This is a genomic window from Microbacterium sp. NPDC090225, from assembly GCF_044772365.1.
Lineage (GTDB): Bacteria > Actinomycetota > Actinomycetes > Actinomycetales > Microbacteriaceae > Microbacterium.
Genome location: NZ_JBIVYS010000001.1, coordinates 1,948,578 through 1,964,217, shown reverse-complemented (window position 1 = coordinate 1,964,217; position 15,640 = coordinate 1,948,578). Strand labels below are relative to the sequence as shown.

Genomic DNA, 15,640 nt, shown 5'->3' with positions numbered 1-15,640 from the left:
CCCACAGCACTCATCGGTCAAGTCCTCATCGGACAGGTGACCGAATCGTGACCCCGTCGATGGAGAGGAGGAGTCGTGCCCGTCAGCATCCGTGACGTCGCCCAGCGCGCCGGCGTGTCGGTCGGAACCGTCTCGAACGTCCTCAACCGACCCGACGAGGTCTCCGCCGACTCGGTCGAGCGGGTCAGCCGCGCGATCGACGAGCTCGGCTACGTGCGCAACGAGGCAGCCCGCAAACTGCGCGCCGGCGTCAGCGCGACGGTCGGATTCGTCGTGCTCGACGGTCAGAACCCCTTCTACGCCGATGTCGTGCGGGGCGCGGAGGACGAAGCCTCCAGCCACGGGATCGCGGTGCTCTACGGCAACACCGACGAGGACCCCTCCCGCGAGAAGGTCTATCTCGACCTGTTCCGCGAGCAGCAGGTGCGCGGGCTGCTCATCGCCCCCTACGGCGACGTCATGACACAGTTGCGGAAATTCCGGTCGAGCGGGATCGCGACCGTGCTCGTCGACCGCTTCAGCGCCGACGGCGCGTTCTCGAGCGTCTCGGTCGACAGCGTCGCCGGGGGACGCCTCGCCGTCGATCACCTCATCGACGCGGGACGACGGCGCATCGCGTTCGTCGGCGGACCCTTCGACATGCGCCAGGTCACCGACCGTCTCGCCGGCGCGCGCAGCGCCGCCGAGAACGCGGCCACCCGGGTGAGCCTCGAAGTCATCCCGACCGCCGCGATGACCGTCGAAGAGGGTGTCGCCGCCGGTGCGCGCCTGCTCGCCCGCCCGCGTCGCGAGTGGCCCGACGCGCTCTTCGCGGCGAACGATCTGCTGGCGCTCGGGCTGCTGCAGTCGCTCGTGCTCGACGGGCGCCTGCTCGTACCCGACGAGATCGCCCTCATCGGGTTCGACGACATCCCGTTCGCCGCGGCGGCGGCCGTTCCCCTGTCGTCCGTGCGGCAGCCGAGCCGGATGATCGGGCGCACCGCGCTGCGGATCCTGCTCGAAGAGGCATCCGACGCCGACAGCATCCCGAGGCAGACCGTCTTCCCGCCCGAACTCGTCGTGCGTCGATCGACCACCGGCTGACCCCGAAAGGACCCGTCATGACACGCGTCGCCTTCCGCCTGCAGGTGAAGCCCGAGATGCTCGACGAGTACGTCGCGCGCCACACGCCGGTGCCGCACGACATGCTCGCCGAGATCGCCGCCGCCGGGCGTCGCAACTACTCGCTGTTCCTCGCCGAGGGCGGGGTGCTCATCGGGTACTACGAAACCGATGACGACGAGGCCGCGCAGGCGTATCTCGCGGCATCGCCGGTCGCAGCGCGGTGGGAGGCGCAGATGGCGCCGTTCTTCGTCGGACTCGAGGGGCGCCCCGACCAGGCGGCGACCCCGCTCGCCGAGGTCTTCCATCTGGAGGACCAGCTCGGGTAGGCGCGTGGCGGGGCGCTTCGACAGGCTCAGCGACCCAGTTGGGCTCAGCGACACCAAGCCACTGGATCCCTGAGCCTGTCGAAGGGGCCCCCGCGAGGCCGCGTCAGCGGATGCGGGCGATCTGCAGCTGGATCCGCGCGCTGTCGGGGGTGTGCGCGAGAAGCGTGTCGGCGACGCGGCGCGCGGTGGCGACGCTGCTGTCGTCGACCGAGGTGGCGATGCGGGTCGAGACGACCGAGGTCCCGTCGGGTTCGGTCGAGACGAGGATGTCGGCCACCGGGCCGTCGGAATCCTTCGCGGATGCCGCCGCGACGACTTCCGGCAGGCGGGCGAGCAGCGGGCGCGCCGTGAAGACGTTCGTGACACCCGGGATCGTGCGCACATGGCGGGCGAGGTCAGCGGGCTCGTCGGGAGAGATGAGGCTCATGACACGTCCTTGATGTCGGTGTGAATGTCTTCGACGGAGATGTTCACCGCGGTGACGTTCAGATCGGTGTGCTTCGCGAGGGCCGCGTAGGCGACTTCGCGGAGCTCGTCGGTGAGCTGCTGGATCGACGTGCCGAAGCGCACGGATGCCGTCAGGTTGATCTCGACGGGCGCGCCGAGGGTCTCGGCGTCGCCGACGATCTCGGTGCGGCTGATGAAGACGCCGTCGATCGCGTCTCCGCTGTCACGGAGTAGTGCGCGCACGGCGCCCTCGGTGACGGTGATCTGCACGCGAGGGTCGGGATGGCTGATCGGCAGGCTGCGCCCGGCGTGCAACTCTTCCTGGATCGAGGTGAAGATGCGCTCGAACCACGACTCCGGCGGGGCGGGGAGCTCGGCGGCATCCGCATCGATGAGCTCGCGCGAGAGGCGACCGACGCGCTCGAGCGCCTCGAGGGCGTTCAGGCAGTCGGGGCAGCTCTCGATGTGCGGATCGGCCGGCGTGCGATCGCGGTCGAGGTAGTCCGAGAGCTCCTCGATGGTCGTGCCGCAGTCGAGGGCGTCGTCACGATCGTGTGCGGTCATCGCCAGCCCCCCATCTGGATCGCGATACTCGAACGGGCACGGGAGAGGAGTCCTCTGACCGTGCTGGGTGAGGTGTCCATTTCCTCCGCAATCTCGGTGTAACTGAGCTCTGCGACCTGCCGCAGCAGCCAGCACCGTCGTTGATCTTCGGGAAGCGTATCGAGGGCCTTCGACAGGGCTGCGAGCTGGGCGTTGCGGATCGCGATCTGCTCGGGTTGGGTGCTCTCGGTATGAGGGGCATCGTAGCCGGTGAGCGTGGCATCCGTGGGGCGTCTGCGAATGAAGGCGAAGGCCTCCCGGCTGGCGATGCGCATGAGCCAGGACTTCACGGCATCCGGATCCCGCAGCGAGTCGAGCTGGCGCCACGCCGTGACGAGGGCGTTCTGCACGACGTCGTCGGCTTCGCTCAGAGAGCCGACGATGCGAGACACGTACGCCCGCATGGAACCCGCGTACCGCCGCACGATCTCACGGAAGGCTGAGGAGTCGCCGTCGACGGAGCGATGCACCAGGACGCGATCCGAGATGACCGTCAGATCGCCGCTGCGCGGGCCTGTCGTGCGGGCCATCAGACCTCCACCAGAACTTTCTGAAACTTTTTTGTGACGGATCGCGTGATCCGCGCCTCTTACTTGTGAGCGACGTTATCGCTCCCGATCCGGATCCCCCAGGGGTTGTGATCGGCCGTCGAAAGAGATAGGACACGTCATGGCAACGCAGGATCAGAAGAACACGTCGACCAGCCCCGCTGAGAAGGAGCTGCCCGACACCACCGGCACCCCGACGCCGGCCGTCGTCGCTCCCCGCGTGGACCGTTCCGCCGGGTTCTCGACCTCGCGCATCCCGACGGACGTCGATGCCGCCGGTACGACCACGATCGCCGAGGGCGTGGTGGCCAAGGTCGCCGGTATCGCCGCTCGTGAGGTTCCCGGTGTCTACGCACTGGGTGGCGGTGGAGCACGCGCGTTCGGCGCGATCCGCGACGTGATCAACGCCACCGACCTCGCACAGGGCGTGAAGGTCGAGGTCGGAGAGACCCAGGCTGCGGCCGATCTGACCATCGTCGTCGAGTACCCCGCACCCATCCAGACCGTCGCGAACAACGTCCGCGCCGCCGTCGCCGGAGCGATCACCCGTCTCGTCGGCCTCGAGGTCGTCGAGGTCAACGTCGAGGTGAACGACGTGCACGTGCCCGGTGACGACAACGACCACGAGAACGAGGAGTCGCGCGTCTCATGAGCCCCACCACCACCGGCGCCCTGATCGGCGCACTTCTCGCCCTCGCCGCCCTGCTCTTCGGCTTCTGGGGATTCCTCCTCATGGCCGTGTTCGCAGGGGTCGGAGCGATCGTCGGACGCATCGCCTCCGGCAAGCTCGACGTCCGCGGTCTCGCCGACGTCATCACGGGGCGGCGAACCTCCTGATGCGCGTCGACCAGAACGTCATCGCCGGTGGCCACCCCACGGGGCAGGCCACCGGCGGGGAGTCCGTCCCGGGCCGCGTCGAGGTGAAGGAACGCGTCTATCGCACGGTCGCGGAACAGGCATCCGCATCGGTGATCGGCGTCTCCCGCAGTGACGTGAAGGCCGACGTCGTCGCGCGAGGTGCGGGGTTCGCCCTGCGCATCTCGTCACCGCTTCCCGTACCCGATCTCGACGACACCGCCGCGATCGCCCAGACCACCCCGGTGCTCGACCGGGCCCGCGAGTTGCAGGAGCACCTGCAGCAAGAGCTGACCGGCCTCTTCGGCCAGGAGGTCACCCGCGTCGCCCTCACCATCACCGGCGCCATCATTCCCGAAAGGAGACGAGTGCGATGAGCACCCCCGCACTGCGCCGCGTCGTCCGACGCGAGACCCACTCGCCGCGCACCGTCGCGATGTTCGTCGCGGTCGTCCTCCTCATCCTCGCCCTCGCCTACGTCGCCCTCGAGATCGTGTTGAGCCTCGCCGCTCAGCCCGCGCTCCTCGTCGGCCCGGCGGCGGCCGCGGGGTGGCTGGTCGGTCTGCCCACGCAGCCCGCCGGTCTCGTCATCGCCGGCAGCGTCGTGCTCGCGCTCATCGGCTTGGTGTTCGTCATCCTGGCGATCACCCCGGGGCGACTGTCGAAGCACACCCTCGATGCGGGCGACCGCGCGGTCGTCGTCGACAACGGCGTGATCGCGAGCGCCCTCGCCCAGCACCTCTCCGAGGAGACCGGGCTCGCGCGCGATGCCATCACCGTCGGTGTCGGCCACCGCAGCATCGACGTGACCGTGCGCCCCGGCGCCGGAGTGCCCCTCGAGCAGAGCGAGGTTCTCGCCCTCGCCGAGGCCGAGCTGCAGACGTATCGGCTGACCCGCAGCATCCGCACCCGCGTTCGCATAGAGCGCGCGATCGAGAAGGACGCCGACCTGTGAACGCCACCAACCGTGCGCTGAACCGCACCCTGCTCCTCCTCATCGGCCTGATCTTCCTGGCCCTCGGTGCCGTCGGCATCGCCCTCCTGAGCTGGCCCACCGCGGCCGACGTCTGGACGGAGGCCGGCAAGAACGCCGAGACATGGCTCGATCAGGCGGGCGCCGCGACCGCGATCGCCGGCGGAGCCGCCTCGTGGATCGGTGTCGGGGCCGTCGTCGCGATCGTCGTCGTGATCGCGTTGCTGATTCTCGCCCTCACGAGCGTCTCGGGCCGTCGGTCGAAGACCGCACTGCGCTCCTCCGGCGCGCAGAACCCGCTCGGACGCGTCACCGTCACGGAGTCGTTCGTGTCGGATGCCGTCAAGAAGTCGCTCGCGGGCCGCGACGAGATCCTCTCGGCGAGCGTGACCGCCAACGACGTGCGCCACGAGCCGGTGCTGCACGTGTCGGTCACGCCGCGGCAGAACACGGATCCGCGCGAGCTGGTCGATCACCTCGATCGGCTGCTGACCAACCTCGCCACGCTCACCGGCCGCGACACCGCCGCCTACGTGTCGATCCATACCAGCCTGCGCGCACGTCTCGCCCACGATCAGAGGCGGTTGTCGTGACGGCATCCGCCCGCTGACCGGGATCACAGACTCGCCGTCGGTCGCGCATCGGCCGACGGGAGGACGGCGGGGGCAGGACTCCGCCGCCAGAACCACCATCACGAAGGGAAACATCATGGGACTCGACGACAAGATCAAGAACGCCGCAGAAGACATCGCCGGTAAGGCGAAGGAGGCCACGGGCAAGGTCACCGGCAACGAGAAGCTCGAGGCCGAGGGCAAGGCCGACCAGGTCAAGGCCGACGCGAAGAAGGCCGGCGAGAACGTCAAGGACGCGTTCAAGAACTGAGATACCTCCCAGCCGAGCGCTGGGTAAGACCTGCTGGGGACAGTAGGAGGGGGCGGGGCCATTCGACGGCCCCGCCCCTGTTTTCGTGTGCGGGGGCGCTTCGACAGGCTCAGCGACCCAGTTTTCGGCACAGCGACCCAGTTTGCGGCGCTGGGTCCCTGAGCCCGTCGAAGGGCCCTCCGCGTGGATCGGCCCTCCCGTTCGGGGATCTGACGACCGCGTTCTCGTGGCGGTGGGCCTTCGGGATCAACATCCCGCTCGGCGTGCTGATCATCATCGGCGTCGCGCTCACGGTCGCCGAGTCGCGCAGCGATCGCACCGAGCGCATCGATGGGGTGGGGGCCCTGCTCTCGGTCGTCACGATGGGCAGCCTCGTCTTCGGTCTGATCGAGGGGCGCACCTACGGCTGGTGGGGCGTCGAGCAGCGGCCCGCGATCGGCGACTGGACCTGGCCCTTCGACATCTCGCCCATCCCGTTCGCGTTCGCGCTGGCGGTGGTCGGGCTCATCGCCTTCATCGCCTGGGGCGTGCACCGCGAGCGCGCCGGTCGCTCGACCCTCCTCGCGCTGCGGCTCTTCTCGATCACGTCGTTCCGCAACGGCAACATCGCCGCCGCGGTCGTCTCGCTCGGCGAGTTCGGGATCATCCTCGCCCTGCCGCTGTGGCTCCAGTTCGTGCTGGGCTTCGACGCGCTGCAGACGGGTCTGTTGCTGCTCTCGCTCGCCGGCGGCTCGTTCCTCGCGAGCGGCATCGCCGGGGCGACGAGCGGTCGGATCGCGCCGGTGTGGATCGTTCGCATCGGACTCCTCGCCGAGATCGTCGGTGTCGCCGGCGTCGGCCTCGCGATCGGTCCGGATGCCTCGTGGGTTCCGCTCATCCCGCTGCTGTTCGTCTACGGCGTGGGCGTGGGGCTCGCGACCGCCCAGCTCACGGGCGTCGTGCTGGCCGATGTTCCGGTGGCCGACAGTGGCGCGGCTTCGGGCACGCAGTCGACCTCTCGGCAGCTCGGTGCGGCACTCGGTGTGGCGATCCTCGGGACCGTGCTGTTCACCAGCACGGCCGGCATCCTGTCGTCGTCGCTCGATGAGCAAGGAGTGCCGGCGGCACAGCGCGATCAGGTGGTCTCGTCGGTGGTCGACAGCGCGGGGGCGGCGATCAGCGGCCTGGCGGCGAACCCCGAGACGGCGGATGCCGCGGATGCCGCGCGCGAGGCCTTCTCCGACGGCACGCGCTACGCCGCGTGGACCGCCGCGGGGTTCCTCGCCCTCGGCCTCCTCTCGACGGTGTCGCTCGGGGGCGCGGCGGCGCGGTCGGGCAGGTCGGAGGATGAGGGTCGCCCTTCGGAGTCGTGACCCCTCCGGGTGTGCGCGGGGCGGGACGATTCGACAGGCTCAGCGACCCAGTTCTCGTGCGGGGCCCTGCTGGGGCACTGAGCTTGTCGAAGGGCCCCGCCACCCTTGCCCCTGGGTCCCTGAGCTTGTCGAAGGGCTCCGCCACGAAAAGCCGCCGGCATCCGTTCGGGAGGAGAACTCACGCACAGGAGGACGGATGCCGCAGCATCCGTCCTCCCATCGCGGAGATCTCCTCCCGAACGAACGCGGGAGAGACGTCGATCAGCCGGCGGCCGGCGCGATCTCGTTGGGCGTGACCTCGAGCTCGGTGCTCGCGAGCACCTCGCCGGTGGTGAGATCGACGGCGTGCACGCTGTTCGCGGCGGGCTCGGTGACGTAGGCGATGTCACCCGCCACGACGATCGCGGGGTGGGCGTCCTGCCATTCGGCGGGGCCCTCCCACGCGTCGATCACGGGGTAGGTGTCGGTGATCTCGCCGGACTCGGGGTCGAGCACGTGGATCGCACCGTCGGATCCGAGGATGTACGCGAGCTCACCCGGGCCGCGGGCGACGTCGCGGAACGTGTACTCCGCACCCTCGGGCAGGTCGACGACCTCGTACGTCAGCGCCTCGGTGTCGATGAGGGTGACGGCGCCGAGCAGGTAGCCCTCGGCATCGGGGTCGTTCTTGTAGTCGCCGACGATGATCGGGCTGGACTCGCTCACGTAGGCGTTGCCCATGCGGCCGTAGGGCTGATCGGGAGCGGAGAGCTTCGTGATCTCACCGTCGGCGTAGACCAGAGCGCCGTCCTCGCACCCGAAGACCACGACCTCGTTCGCGGCCGTGCCCTCACCGTGCACGCCGGGGCACTGGTCCGACGTCGCGATCGTCGCGCCGGAGGCGTCGCGCACGACGATGCCGTTGCGTCCGTCGGCGTTGCCCACCGTGGTGAGGAAGGTGCCGTCCTCGAGCACGATCGAGACGCCGTGGTGCGCCTCGACGCCCGCGATCGTCTCGACCTCGGGAAGACCGTCGGATGCCGCGAGATCGGCCGTGTCGAAGATGGTGGTGTCGCTCGTGCCGTCGGCGTAGAGGATCGTCTTGCCGCCGTGGCGCACCACGTGACCGGGGGTGTCGGCCGCGAAGACCGTGTCGGTGAGCGCCGCGTCGTCCGAGGAGCCGGCGCCGGTGTCGAGCACCTGGAAGCCTTCGCTCATCGTGACCATGACGTGCCGGTCGTCACCCGCGGCGTTCAGCCGGGTGAAGGGTTCGGAGTCGAAGTCGGCGACGGTCTCGAGGGTCTCCCCGTCCAGCACCAGGATGCCGCCGTCGTACGAGATCGCGACGCGGGCGCCGGCATCCGTCGTCGAGCTCTCGCTCGCCGGGGCATCCGCAGCGGGGGGGGTCGAGCAGGAGGCGAGGGTCACGACGGCGCCGAGGGCGACGGCACCGACCAGCGCTCTGCGCAGGGGGAGTTTCTTCATGCAGGTGCTTCTTTCTCTGTGAGGGGTGGTCTCAGCGGGTGAGACCGGAAACGATGCGCTCGGTGTTAACGCGCATCATGGTCAGGTAGTCGGGGGCGCCGCCGCCGGCGTCGGTGAGCGACTCGGTGAACAGCTCGATCACGTCGACGTCGATGTCGGCCTCGTCGGCGAGTGCCCGAGCGAGTCGGTCGGGCGACGAGGACTCGGCGAAGATCGCCGGGACGCCGGTCTCCTCGACCGCGTCGACGAGGTCGGCGAGATCGGATGCCGAGGGCGCCGCGAGCGTCGTGCCGCCGGGGATCACGGCCCCGACGACCGCGAAGTCGAAGCGCTCCGCCAGGTAGCCGAAGACGTGGTGATTGGTGACGAGGGCGCGGCGGTCGGCGGGGATCGTGTCGAAGGCCGTCGTCATCTCGGCATCCAGCTCGTCGAGTTCGGCGCGATAGTCGGCGACGCTCGACTTCAGGGCATCGGGATCGATGCCGTCGATGTCGGCGAGGGCGGGTTCGAGGGCGTCGACGACCGCGAGCATCTGCGCGGGGTCGGTCCAGAAGTGCGAGTCGGGCATGCCCGCGGCGTCGCCCTCGCGGTACTCGAGCACATCGATCGCGTCGCCCGCCACGAAGGTCGGTACGTCGGTGGCGGATGCCGCGTCGAGGTGCTGCTGCAACCCCTCCTCGAGGCCGAGGCCGTTAGACACGACGAGGTCGGCGTCGCGCAGCGTCGCCGCCTCCTGCGCCGAGATCTCGAAGGAGTGCGGGTCGGCGTTCGGCTTCATGAGGGTGACGACGCGGGCCTGGTCGCCGACGAGCTGCTCGACGACGTCGCCGAGGATGTTGGTCGAGACGACGACGAGGGGGCGCGCGTCGGTCGCGGGCGGAGCGCACGCCGTGAGCGTCGCGGCGAGCAGGACGGCGGTGGCGAGGGCGGCGGCGGTCGCGGCGCGGGAGCGGAGGCGGGGCAGTCGCATGTCAGCGTCCTGTCTCGGCGACGAAGGCCGGCTCGGTGGCGGTCTCGAAGGTGCGGGCGATGCGGGCGGCATCGGCATAGTCGATCTCGAACAGCTGTCGCTCGACGGGGCCGCTGAGGTACGCCCGGTGCTGGTCGGCGACGAGCACCGGGGTCGCGCCCGCCGCGAGGGAGGCGCCGACGAGGGGCGCCGTCTCGGCGAGCAGTGAGCCGTCGGCGGCGCTGAGCACGAGCATCCGTCCGTCGTCGGCCAGCCCGAGAAGGTGACCGTCCTCGTCGTCGACCGCGGTCACGTGCACGAGCGGGGCCGGTGCCGTGAGCAGCGTCCAGGTGCGCGCCCGGGTGTCGAGCAGGCGGATGTCGGTCGGGCTCGCGAGGCCGGCGACCGTCGGTCGTCCCTCGCGGTTGTCGAACGAGGCGACCGCCCCGGTGCGAGCATCCGCCGGGTACGGGATGCGCTCGACGACGAGCTCGCCGTCGTCGACGTGGGCGAGAAGGGCGCCGTCGGCGCAGCCGATCACGGCGCCGACTCGGGTCGTGATCGTGCCCGAGGGAGAGGCGCACGCCTCGTCGAGTTCGGTCGGCTCGCCATCTGCGGTGTATCCGCCGACGCGCGCGCCGACTCCGTCGACCGCCTCGGTCACGAGGGCGAACGACCCGACGGGCACCACCAGTCCGTCGTGCGGTTCGCGCTCGAGGCGGAACTGCTCGCTGATCTCACCCTTGGAGAGGGCCTCGGTACTGAGCAGCACGGCATCCCCCGAATCGGCGAAGGAGATGCCCGTGCCCCCGGACGTCGAGCTGTTCGTCGTCGCGACCGTCGCTGCACCCTCGCCGTCGACCGCTCCGAGCAGGGCCGGGGTGGCGCGGTAGTAGTGGAAGTGGTCGACGTGGTCCCACGTCCACACCCCGCTGTCGACGATCTCGATGCCCTCGCCGACGTCGGCGAAGAGGTAGCGGCCGTCGGTGCTCATCGCCCGCGGTGCAGTGATCGCGCCGATCTCGGTCATGGTCTCGTCGAGCAGGTCGAGGTGCGTGACGGTTCCGTCGGGATCGATCGCGGTGAGGCCGAGCGGCGGTTCGGCGACCTCCTCGGCTCCGGCGATCGCGCCGTGACCGTCACCGGTGGAGGGGGCGTCGGTCGCCGTCTCGGCTGGGAGGTCGGCGGGCGCGCCGGTGCAGGCGGCGAGGCCGAGCGTGAGGGCGCCGAGAAGGGCGAGGGAGGTCGAACGGGAGTGCACGGCATCCTTTCGGGAAGAGGGGCGGGTGAGGTCGGTTCGGGCGGTCATGCCGCCACCGGTGCGGTCGTGGCGTGGCTCGTCGAGCGGAAGCCGGTGACGGCGGCGCGGGCGACCCACGAGAGGCAGGTCAGGGCGATCGCCGCGGCGGCGACGGAGGCTCCGGCGGCGGTCGCCGCGAACCACGAGGTCATGAGGCCGAGGAAGACGGCGACGATGCCGAACACGCAGGCGAGCAGCATCCGTGTGGGGATGCGCGTGGTCCAGTGGCCGGCGGCCACGGCAGGAGCGAGGAGCAGTCCGACCACGAGCATCGATCCGACCGCCTGGTAGGAGGCGACGACCGCGAGGGTCACGAGCCCGACCAGCACGGCCTGCGCGAGGCGCGGGCGCAGGCCGAGCACGGTGGCGATGCGGGAGTCGAGGGCGAGGGCGACGAACGAGCGGTGGAAGCCGGCGGCCACGGCGATGCCGAGGGCGGCGGCGATCGCGAGCAGCACGAGGTCGGCCGGTGTGATGGCGAGGATGTCGCCGAAGAGGATCGCGGTCGCGTCGGTGGCGAAGCTGCCCGAGTGGGAGATGACGATCACCCCGAGGGCGAGCATCGAGACGAAGAGCAGTCCGATGCTCGTGTCGTACGAGAGCTTCGCGCGGCGCTGGAGCGCGCCGATCCCGACGCTCATCGCGATGGCGCTCAGCGCTCCGCCGACCAGTACCGGCAGGCCGAGCACGGTGGCCAGCGCGACCCCGGGGAGCATGCCGTGGGCCAGCGCCTCGCCGAGGAACGCCATGCCGCGGATCACGACCCACGTGCCCACGACGCCGCACAGGATCGCCACGAGAGCGCCACCGAGCAGGCCGCGCTGGACGAACTCGAGCGCGAAGGGGGCGAGGAGAGGAAGGGTCACGTTGAGCGAGCCTAGGGCTTTTTGAGAATGATTATCAAACTCATAAGATGAAGCCATGAGTTCCCCGACCTCCATCGCCCCCGCCGCCCGCCTCTCCGACGTGCACGTGGCCTTCGACGGCGTGGACGTGGTGTGCGGCGTGGATCTGCACGTCGCTCCGGGAGAACTCGCGGCGATCGCCGGGCCCAACGGGGCGGGAAAGTCGACGCTGCTCGAAGTGCTCGCCGGCACGCGCTCACCGCGGCGCGGTCAGCGAGCGGTGCCCGGCGCCGTCGCCTTCGTGCCGCAGCGCGCGGCGATCCCGCCGCGCCTGCCGGTCACGGTGCGCGATGTGGTCGCCGTCGGCGCCTGGGGTCGGCTCGGGCCGTGGCGGCGGGCGGATGCCTCGGCGCACGCGGCTGTGGCGCGCTCGCTGTCGCGCATGGAGATCACCGAACTCGCATCGAGCCCGTACGCGTCGCTGTCGGGCGGGCAGCAGCAGCGCACGCTCCTCGCCCAGGGGCTCGCGCGTCAGGCCGACCTGCTGCTGCTCGACGAACCCACGACCGGGTTGGATGCCGACAGCAGCCGGCGCATCCGATCGGTGCTGCGCGAAGAAGCCGATCGCGGCGTCGCCGTGGTGTGCGTATCGCACGACGCCCCGCTGCTCGAGGCGGCGGATCGGGTGGTGCGGCTGGAGGCGGGGAGGGTGGTGGGGGCTCCTCGCACGTAGCGGAGGAGATCTCACGCAACGCAGGAGCGGATGCCGCGAACGCACCTGCGTTGCGAGGGATCTCCTCCTGCGCTGACGCCGCGGCATCCGCTCGTCTGTACGGAGCGCGCACGTCTGCACGGAGATGCGGGCGGATGCTCCGTGCAGACGTGATACGTCCGTGCAGATGAGCGGGGCGGGGCGCTTCGACAGGCTCAGCGACCCAGTTTCCGTTCAGCCGCTGCCACGGGGTCCCTGCGCTGCCACGGGGTCCCTGAGCAGCCCCTGGGTCCCTGAGCAGCCCCTGGGTCCCTGAGCCTGTCGAAGGGCCCCCGCCCGAGACGCCCTACGGCACGAACTGCGGTTCGGGCACTGCGACCTCGGGCGCGACCCGCGGGGTGCGGGCGTGGTCGACCACCGCGATGGCCGTGGCGGCGACGAGGAAGATGCTGACGGCCCAGAGTGCCCACATCGCGCCGGATGCCGGCCGGCCGGCGAAGCTCGTGTCGGAGAAGAACGCGTAGTAGATGATGAGGGCGAGCGCCATGCCGATCGCCGAACCCGTGCGCTGTGCGAACTGGATGAGCGATCCGGCCACGCTCGAGCGGTGCCCCGGGGTGTGGAGCAGCGTGCGCGCCTGGTTCGCGGGGGCGGAGAGACCCGAACCGAACGCGCTGACGCAGAGGAGCGCGGCGATGAGCGGGGGAACGGCACTCGTCGCGGCCGCGGCGAACACGAGCCCGCTCCCCGCCAGCGCGAGTGCGCCGGTGCCGGTGCCGAGCGCGACCACGTGGCCGTTCGTCGGCGAGACCCGCGTCGCGATCCAGGAGCCCAGGAGGCTCGCGGCGGCGGCCGGCAGCATCCACATCGCCGTTTCGAGCGCCGACAGGTGCGCGAGCTGCTGCAGGGCGATCGTCACGACCAGGGTGCCGGCGGTCGCCGCCGCGTGCATGCATCCGGAGATCAGCACTCCCGCCGGGAGGTGAGGCAGGTGGAACAGTTCGGGGTCGACGAGGGGTTCGCGACCGCGCCGGGTGACCCGTCGCTCGTGGGCGATGAAGGCCGCGAGGAAGGCGATGCCGAGTCCGATGCCGAGGAAGATCCACGGTGCGGGCGGCTCGGTGCCGGAGATCGCGCTGAGCGGGCCGATCGTGAGGACCACGCCGACCGCGAGCAGCACGGTGCCGATCGTGTCGTAGCCCCGGCGGCGATCGCCGGCGGGTTCGTGCACGACCACGAACGCGAACGGGAGGATGATCGCGCCGGCGACCACGGTCACGAGGAACAGCAGTCGCCAGCCGAGCTGGTCGCCCGCGACGTCCATGATGAACCCCGCGAGCACCGGGGCTCCGAGCGAGGTGAGCGATGTGATGGCGGCGAGGGCGGCGAGCGGCTTGGCGCGCTCTCCGGCGGGGAACACGCGTTGGATGAGTCCGAGCACCTGCGGCATGAGCAGGCCGGCTCCGAGGCCCTCGATCACCCGCGCCGCCACCAGCCACTCGATCGTGGGGGCGAAGGTGCAGGCGACGCTCGAGGCGACGAACACGATCATGCCGGTGAGGAACACCGTGCGACGCGGCACCACGTCGCCGATGCGGCCGGCGGGCAGCAGCATCGCGGCGTAGGCGAGGGTGTAGCCGACGAGCATGAACTGCACGGTCGCGGGGTCGCCGCCCATGTCGGCCTGGATGGCGGGGAGGGCGATGCCGAGCTTCGAGACGTCGAGGATCGTCAGCGCGGCGGCCCCGGCGAGCACGGCGAAGACCGCCCATTTCCTGCGACCGCGCGTGCCGTCGATGGTCGTCGCATCCGACACGTTGATCCTCCTGAAAGTAATACCGACGTAACGTAAAGGACTATATAACAGTATTGGACTATCAAGACACACTACGAGATTGGGTTTGACATGGGCTCGAGAACAGCGCTGATCATGATCGACATGCAGAACATGTACCTGCAGCAGGAGCGACGGAGCGCCCTGGGGTGGCCACCGATCTGGAACTTCGACGAGGTCGTGGCCGAGTGCGCCGAGCTGCTCGCGGCTGCGCGCGCGCAGGGCATGCCGGTGATCTACACGCGGCAGACGTCACGCGCCGACGGCGCCGATGCGACGCCGAGCATGCGCCGTCTGCTGGCGGCTTCGGCCGAGAGCGACGAGGAGTCGCCGATCGGCGACGACGGTGACTGGGGCTCCGAGGTGCTCGACGCGGTGCGTCCCGAGCCGGGTGACATCGTGATCGAGAAGCACCGGTGGGATGCCTTCTTCAACACCGATCTCGACCCGATCCTGCGCAACCTCGACGTCACCCGCCTCATCGTCGCCGGCCTGCAGACGAATGTGTGCGTCGAGACGACCTCGCGAACCGGCATGATGAAGAACTTCGACGTGGCGGTTCCGCTGGATGCCGTCTCGACCGACGGTGAGGCGCTGCACCGCGCCGCCCTGGACTCGCTCCGCGTGCTCTACGTCGAGGTCGCACCGTGGCGCGAACTGCTGGCCGAGGATGCCGAGTGGGATCGACGGTTCACGACGCCGGGCTACGGCCGGACGGCCGAGGATCTGGCCACGATCGGCGCCTGAGCGGCACCGCCGCAGGGCGGCTCCCGAGGGGTCGTCTCCGCACGCATCACGCGCGTGCGGGGGCGGCCCCTTCGAGTGCGTCCGGCACGGGGATCTCGGGATGCTCGAGTACGACGCGCAGTTCGTCGAGCCAGTCGAGGGTCAGCGTCGTCTGCCGCAGCCACAGCGTGTAGAGCGCGCGTCGGCTGCGCCAGACCGGGCTGTCGTAGTCCTCGCGCTCCTCCTCCCAGTTGGAGAGGAGGTGGGTCAGGCTGAACTGACGCTGGCGCTGGAAGGTCACCTCGGCGTCGAGGAGGTAGGCGGCGTCGGCGGCGTCGAGCGTCCAGAGGTTCAGCAGCCGCAGCATCGCGTCGTCGCGCACGCCGTGGTCGGGCTGATCGTGGAGCAGCCAGCGCCGGAGCTCTTCGAGGCCCTCGTCGTTGATGATGTAGCTCGTGCGGCCGCGCTGGTTGCGCTCACTGATGTCGATGAGGCCGAGCTTCTCCATCTTCGTCAGCTCGGAGTACACCTGCGAGGGGCTCGCGTGCCACGCGCGGTCGTTGACGTCGTTGAAGCTCGAGTTGAGGTCGTATCCGGTTCGAGGCTTTCCTCGCGAGAGGGCGGCCAGGATCGCGTGCCGGAGGGCCATGGGGGTCCTTTCTCTGACGGACGTCGTGCAGATTTCTTCGGACTGCGACGCGATTCTCGCGTGCCGGATGC

At 70.2% G+C, this 15,640-nt stretch carries 19 protein-coding genes and 1 pseudogene; 11 read left to right on the top strand and 9 right to left on the bottom strand.

The genetic code is table 11. The features are described from left to right. The first annotated feature begins 75 nt into the window (after positions 1-75). Both ACIQTT_RS09335 and ACIQTT_RS09330 read left to right on the top strand, forming a co-directional pair. Entirely contained in the window at positions 76-1,083 is a 1,008-nt protein-coding gene (locus ACIQTT_RS09335; RefSeq protein ID WP_402788810.1) for a LacI family DNA-binding transcriptional regulator, read from the top strand. Positions 1,084-1,100: 17 nt separating this feature from the next. Next, complete coding sequence (locus ACIQTT_RS09330; protein ID WP_402788808.1) at positions 1,101-1,430, top strand: L-rhamnose mutarotase; 330 nt, start codon at positions 1,101-1,103, stop codon at positions 1,428-1,430. Between the two features lie 103 nt (positions 1,431-1,533). Here the strand turns inward: ACIQTT_RS09330 and ACIQTT_RS09325 are convergent, their stop codons facing one another. From ACIQTT_RS09325 to ACIQTT_RS09315, 3 genes are read right to left on the bottom strand one after another with little or no spacing between them, the layout of a single operon-like run. Then, a complete protein-coding gene (locus ACIQTT_RS09325; protein WP_402788806.1) occupies positions 1,534-1,857 on the bottom strand; it encodes a hypothetical protein in 324 nt (107 codons plus the stop codon). Beyond that, on the bottom strand, positions 1,854-2,441 hold the full coding sequence (locus ACIQTT_RS09320) for an Asp23/Gls24 family envelope stress response protein (protein ID WP_402788804.1): 588 nt from the start codon (positions 2,439-2,441) through the stop codon (positions 1,854-1,856). Before ACIQTT_RS09320 ends, ACIQTT_RS09325 begins: the two co-directional genes overlap by 4 nt. After that, positions 2,438-3,010, bottom strand: coding sequence for an RNA polymerase sigma factor (locus tag ACIQTT_RS09315; protein ID WP_402788802.1), 573 nt, complete (start codon positions 3,008-3,010; stop codon positions 2,438-2,440). Before ACIQTT_RS09315 ends, ACIQTT_RS09320 begins: the two co-directional genes overlap by 4 nt. Positions 3,011-3,149: 139 nt before the next feature. Between ACIQTT_RS09315 and ACIQTT_RS09310 the strand changes: the two genes are divergently transcribed. The 7 genes and pseudogenes from ACIQTT_RS09310 to ACIQTT_RS09280 form a co-directional block, all read left to right on the top strand. Then, positions 3,150-3,680, top strand: coding sequence for an Asp23/Gls24 family envelope stress response protein (locus ACIQTT_RS09310; protein WP_402788800.1), 531 nt, complete (start codon positions 3,150-3,152; stop codon positions 3,678-3,680). Continuing rightward, positions 3,677-3,865, top strand: coding sequence for a DUF2273 domain-containing protein (locus ACIQTT_RS09305; protein WP_336641222.1), 189 nt, complete (start codon positions 3,677-3,679; stop codon positions 3,863-3,865). Before ACIQTT_RS09310 ends, ACIQTT_RS09305 begins: the two co-directional genes overlap by 4 nt. Beyond that, positions 3,865-4,260, top strand: coding sequence for a hypothetical protein (locus ACIQTT_RS09300; protein WP_402788798.1), 396 nt, complete (start codon positions 3,865-3,867; stop codon positions 4,258-4,260). The genes ACIQTT_RS09305 and ACIQTT_RS09300 overlap by 1 nt, the downstream gene beginning before the upstream one ends. After that, complete coding sequence (locus tag ACIQTT_RS09295) at positions 4,257-4,838, top strand: DNA/RNA endonuclease G (protein ID WP_402788796.1); 582 nt, start codon at positions 4,257-4,259, stop codon at positions 4,836-4,838. Before ACIQTT_RS09300 ends, ACIQTT_RS09295 begins: the two co-directional genes overlap by 4 nt. After that, complete coding sequence (locus ACIQTT_RS09290; protein WP_402788794.1) at positions 4,835-5,449, top strand: hypothetical protein; 615 nt, start codon at positions 4,835-4,837, stop codon at positions 5,447-5,449. The genes ACIQTT_RS09295 and ACIQTT_RS09290 overlap by 4 nt, the downstream gene beginning before the upstream one ends. Positions 5,450-5,564: 115 nt before the next feature. Continuing rightward, positions 5,565-5,738, top strand: a complete 174-nt coding sequence (locus ACIQTT_RS09285; RefSeq protein WP_400442138.1) for a CsbD family protein — start codon at positions 5,565-5,567, stop codon at positions 5,736-5,738. 203 nt (positions 5,739-5,941) lie between these two features. After that, positions 5,942-7,090: pseudogene (locus tag ACIQTT_RS09280) on the top strand (MFS transporter); the annotation flags it as partial. Positions 7,091-7,351: 261 nt separating this feature from the next. Here the strand turns inward: ACIQTT_RS09280 and aztD are convergent. Genes aztD through aztB form a run of 4 tightly spaced genes read right to left on the bottom strand, consistent with a single transcriptional unit; the run spans position 7,352 to position 11,669 of the window. Next, the gene (gene aztD / locus ACIQTT_RS09275; RefSeq protein ID WP_402788792.1) at positions 7,352-8,554 is read right to left on the bottom strand and encodes a zinc metallochaperone AztD; all 1,203 of its coding nucleotides are present in this window, start codon (positions 8,552-8,554) and stop codon (positions 7,352-7,354) included. A 31-nt stretch (positions 8,555-8,585) separates the two neighbouring features. Beyond that, entirely contained in the window at positions 8,586-9,524 is a 939-nt protein-coding gene (gene aztC / locus ACIQTT_RS09270; RefSeq protein WP_402788790.1) for a zinc ABC transporter substrate-binding protein AztC, read from the bottom strand. Position 9,525: 1 nt separating this feature from the next. Beyond that, positions 9,526-10,812 (bottom strand): ABC transporter, encoded by a 1,287-nt coding sequence (locus ACIQTT_RS09265; protein ID WP_402788788.1) that lies wholly within the window; start codon positions 10,810-10,812, stop codon positions 9,526-9,528. Next, positions 10,809-11,669 carry a zinc ABC transporter permease AztB gene (gene aztB / locus ACIQTT_RS09260; RefSeq protein ID WP_402788786.1) on the bottom strand — a complete coding sequence of 287 codons (861 nt, stop codon included), beginning with the start codon at positions 11,667-11,669 and terminating at the stop codon, positions 10,809-10,811. Before aztB ends, ACIQTT_RS09265 begins: the two co-directional genes overlap by 4 nt. 55 nt (positions 11,670-11,724) lie before the next feature. On the opposite strand from aztB, the gene aztA reads away from it, so the two are divergent. Continuing rightward, positions 11,725-12,381 carry a zinc ABC transporter ATP-binding protein AztA gene (gene aztA / locus ACIQTT_RS09255; protein ID WP_402788784.1) on the top strand — a complete coding sequence of 219 codons (657 nt, stop codon included), beginning with the start codon at positions 11,725-11,727 and terminating at the stop codon, positions 12,379-12,381. A 325-nt stretch (positions 12,382-12,706) separates the two neighbouring features. On the opposite strand, the gene ACIQTT_RS09250 is transcribed toward aztA, so the two are convergent. Then, entirely contained in the window at positions 12,707-14,176 is a 1,470-nt protein-coding gene (locus ACIQTT_RS09250; protein WP_402788782.1) for an MFS transporter, read from the bottom strand. Positions 14,177-14,266: 90 nt separating this feature from the next. On the opposite strand from ACIQTT_RS09250, the gene ACIQTT_RS09245 reads away from it, so the two are divergent. After that, positions 14,267-14,941 carry a cysteine hydrolase family protein gene (locus ACIQTT_RS09245; RefSeq protein WP_402788780.1) on the top strand — a complete coding sequence of 225 codons (675 nt, stop codon included), beginning with the start codon at positions 14,267-14,269 and terminating at the stop codon, positions 14,939-14,941. 46 nt (positions 14,942-14,987) lie between these two features. Here ACIQTT_RS09245 and ACIQTT_RS09240 read toward each other — a convergent pair whose 3' ends face one another. After that, positions 14,988-15,569: a PadR family transcriptional regulator gene (locus ACIQTT_RS09240; RefSeq protein WP_402788778.1), complete on the bottom strand. Its 582-nt coding sequence runs from the start codon at positions 15,567-15,569 to the stop codon at positions 14,988-14,990. Positions 15,570-15,640: the final 71 nt, after the last annotated feature.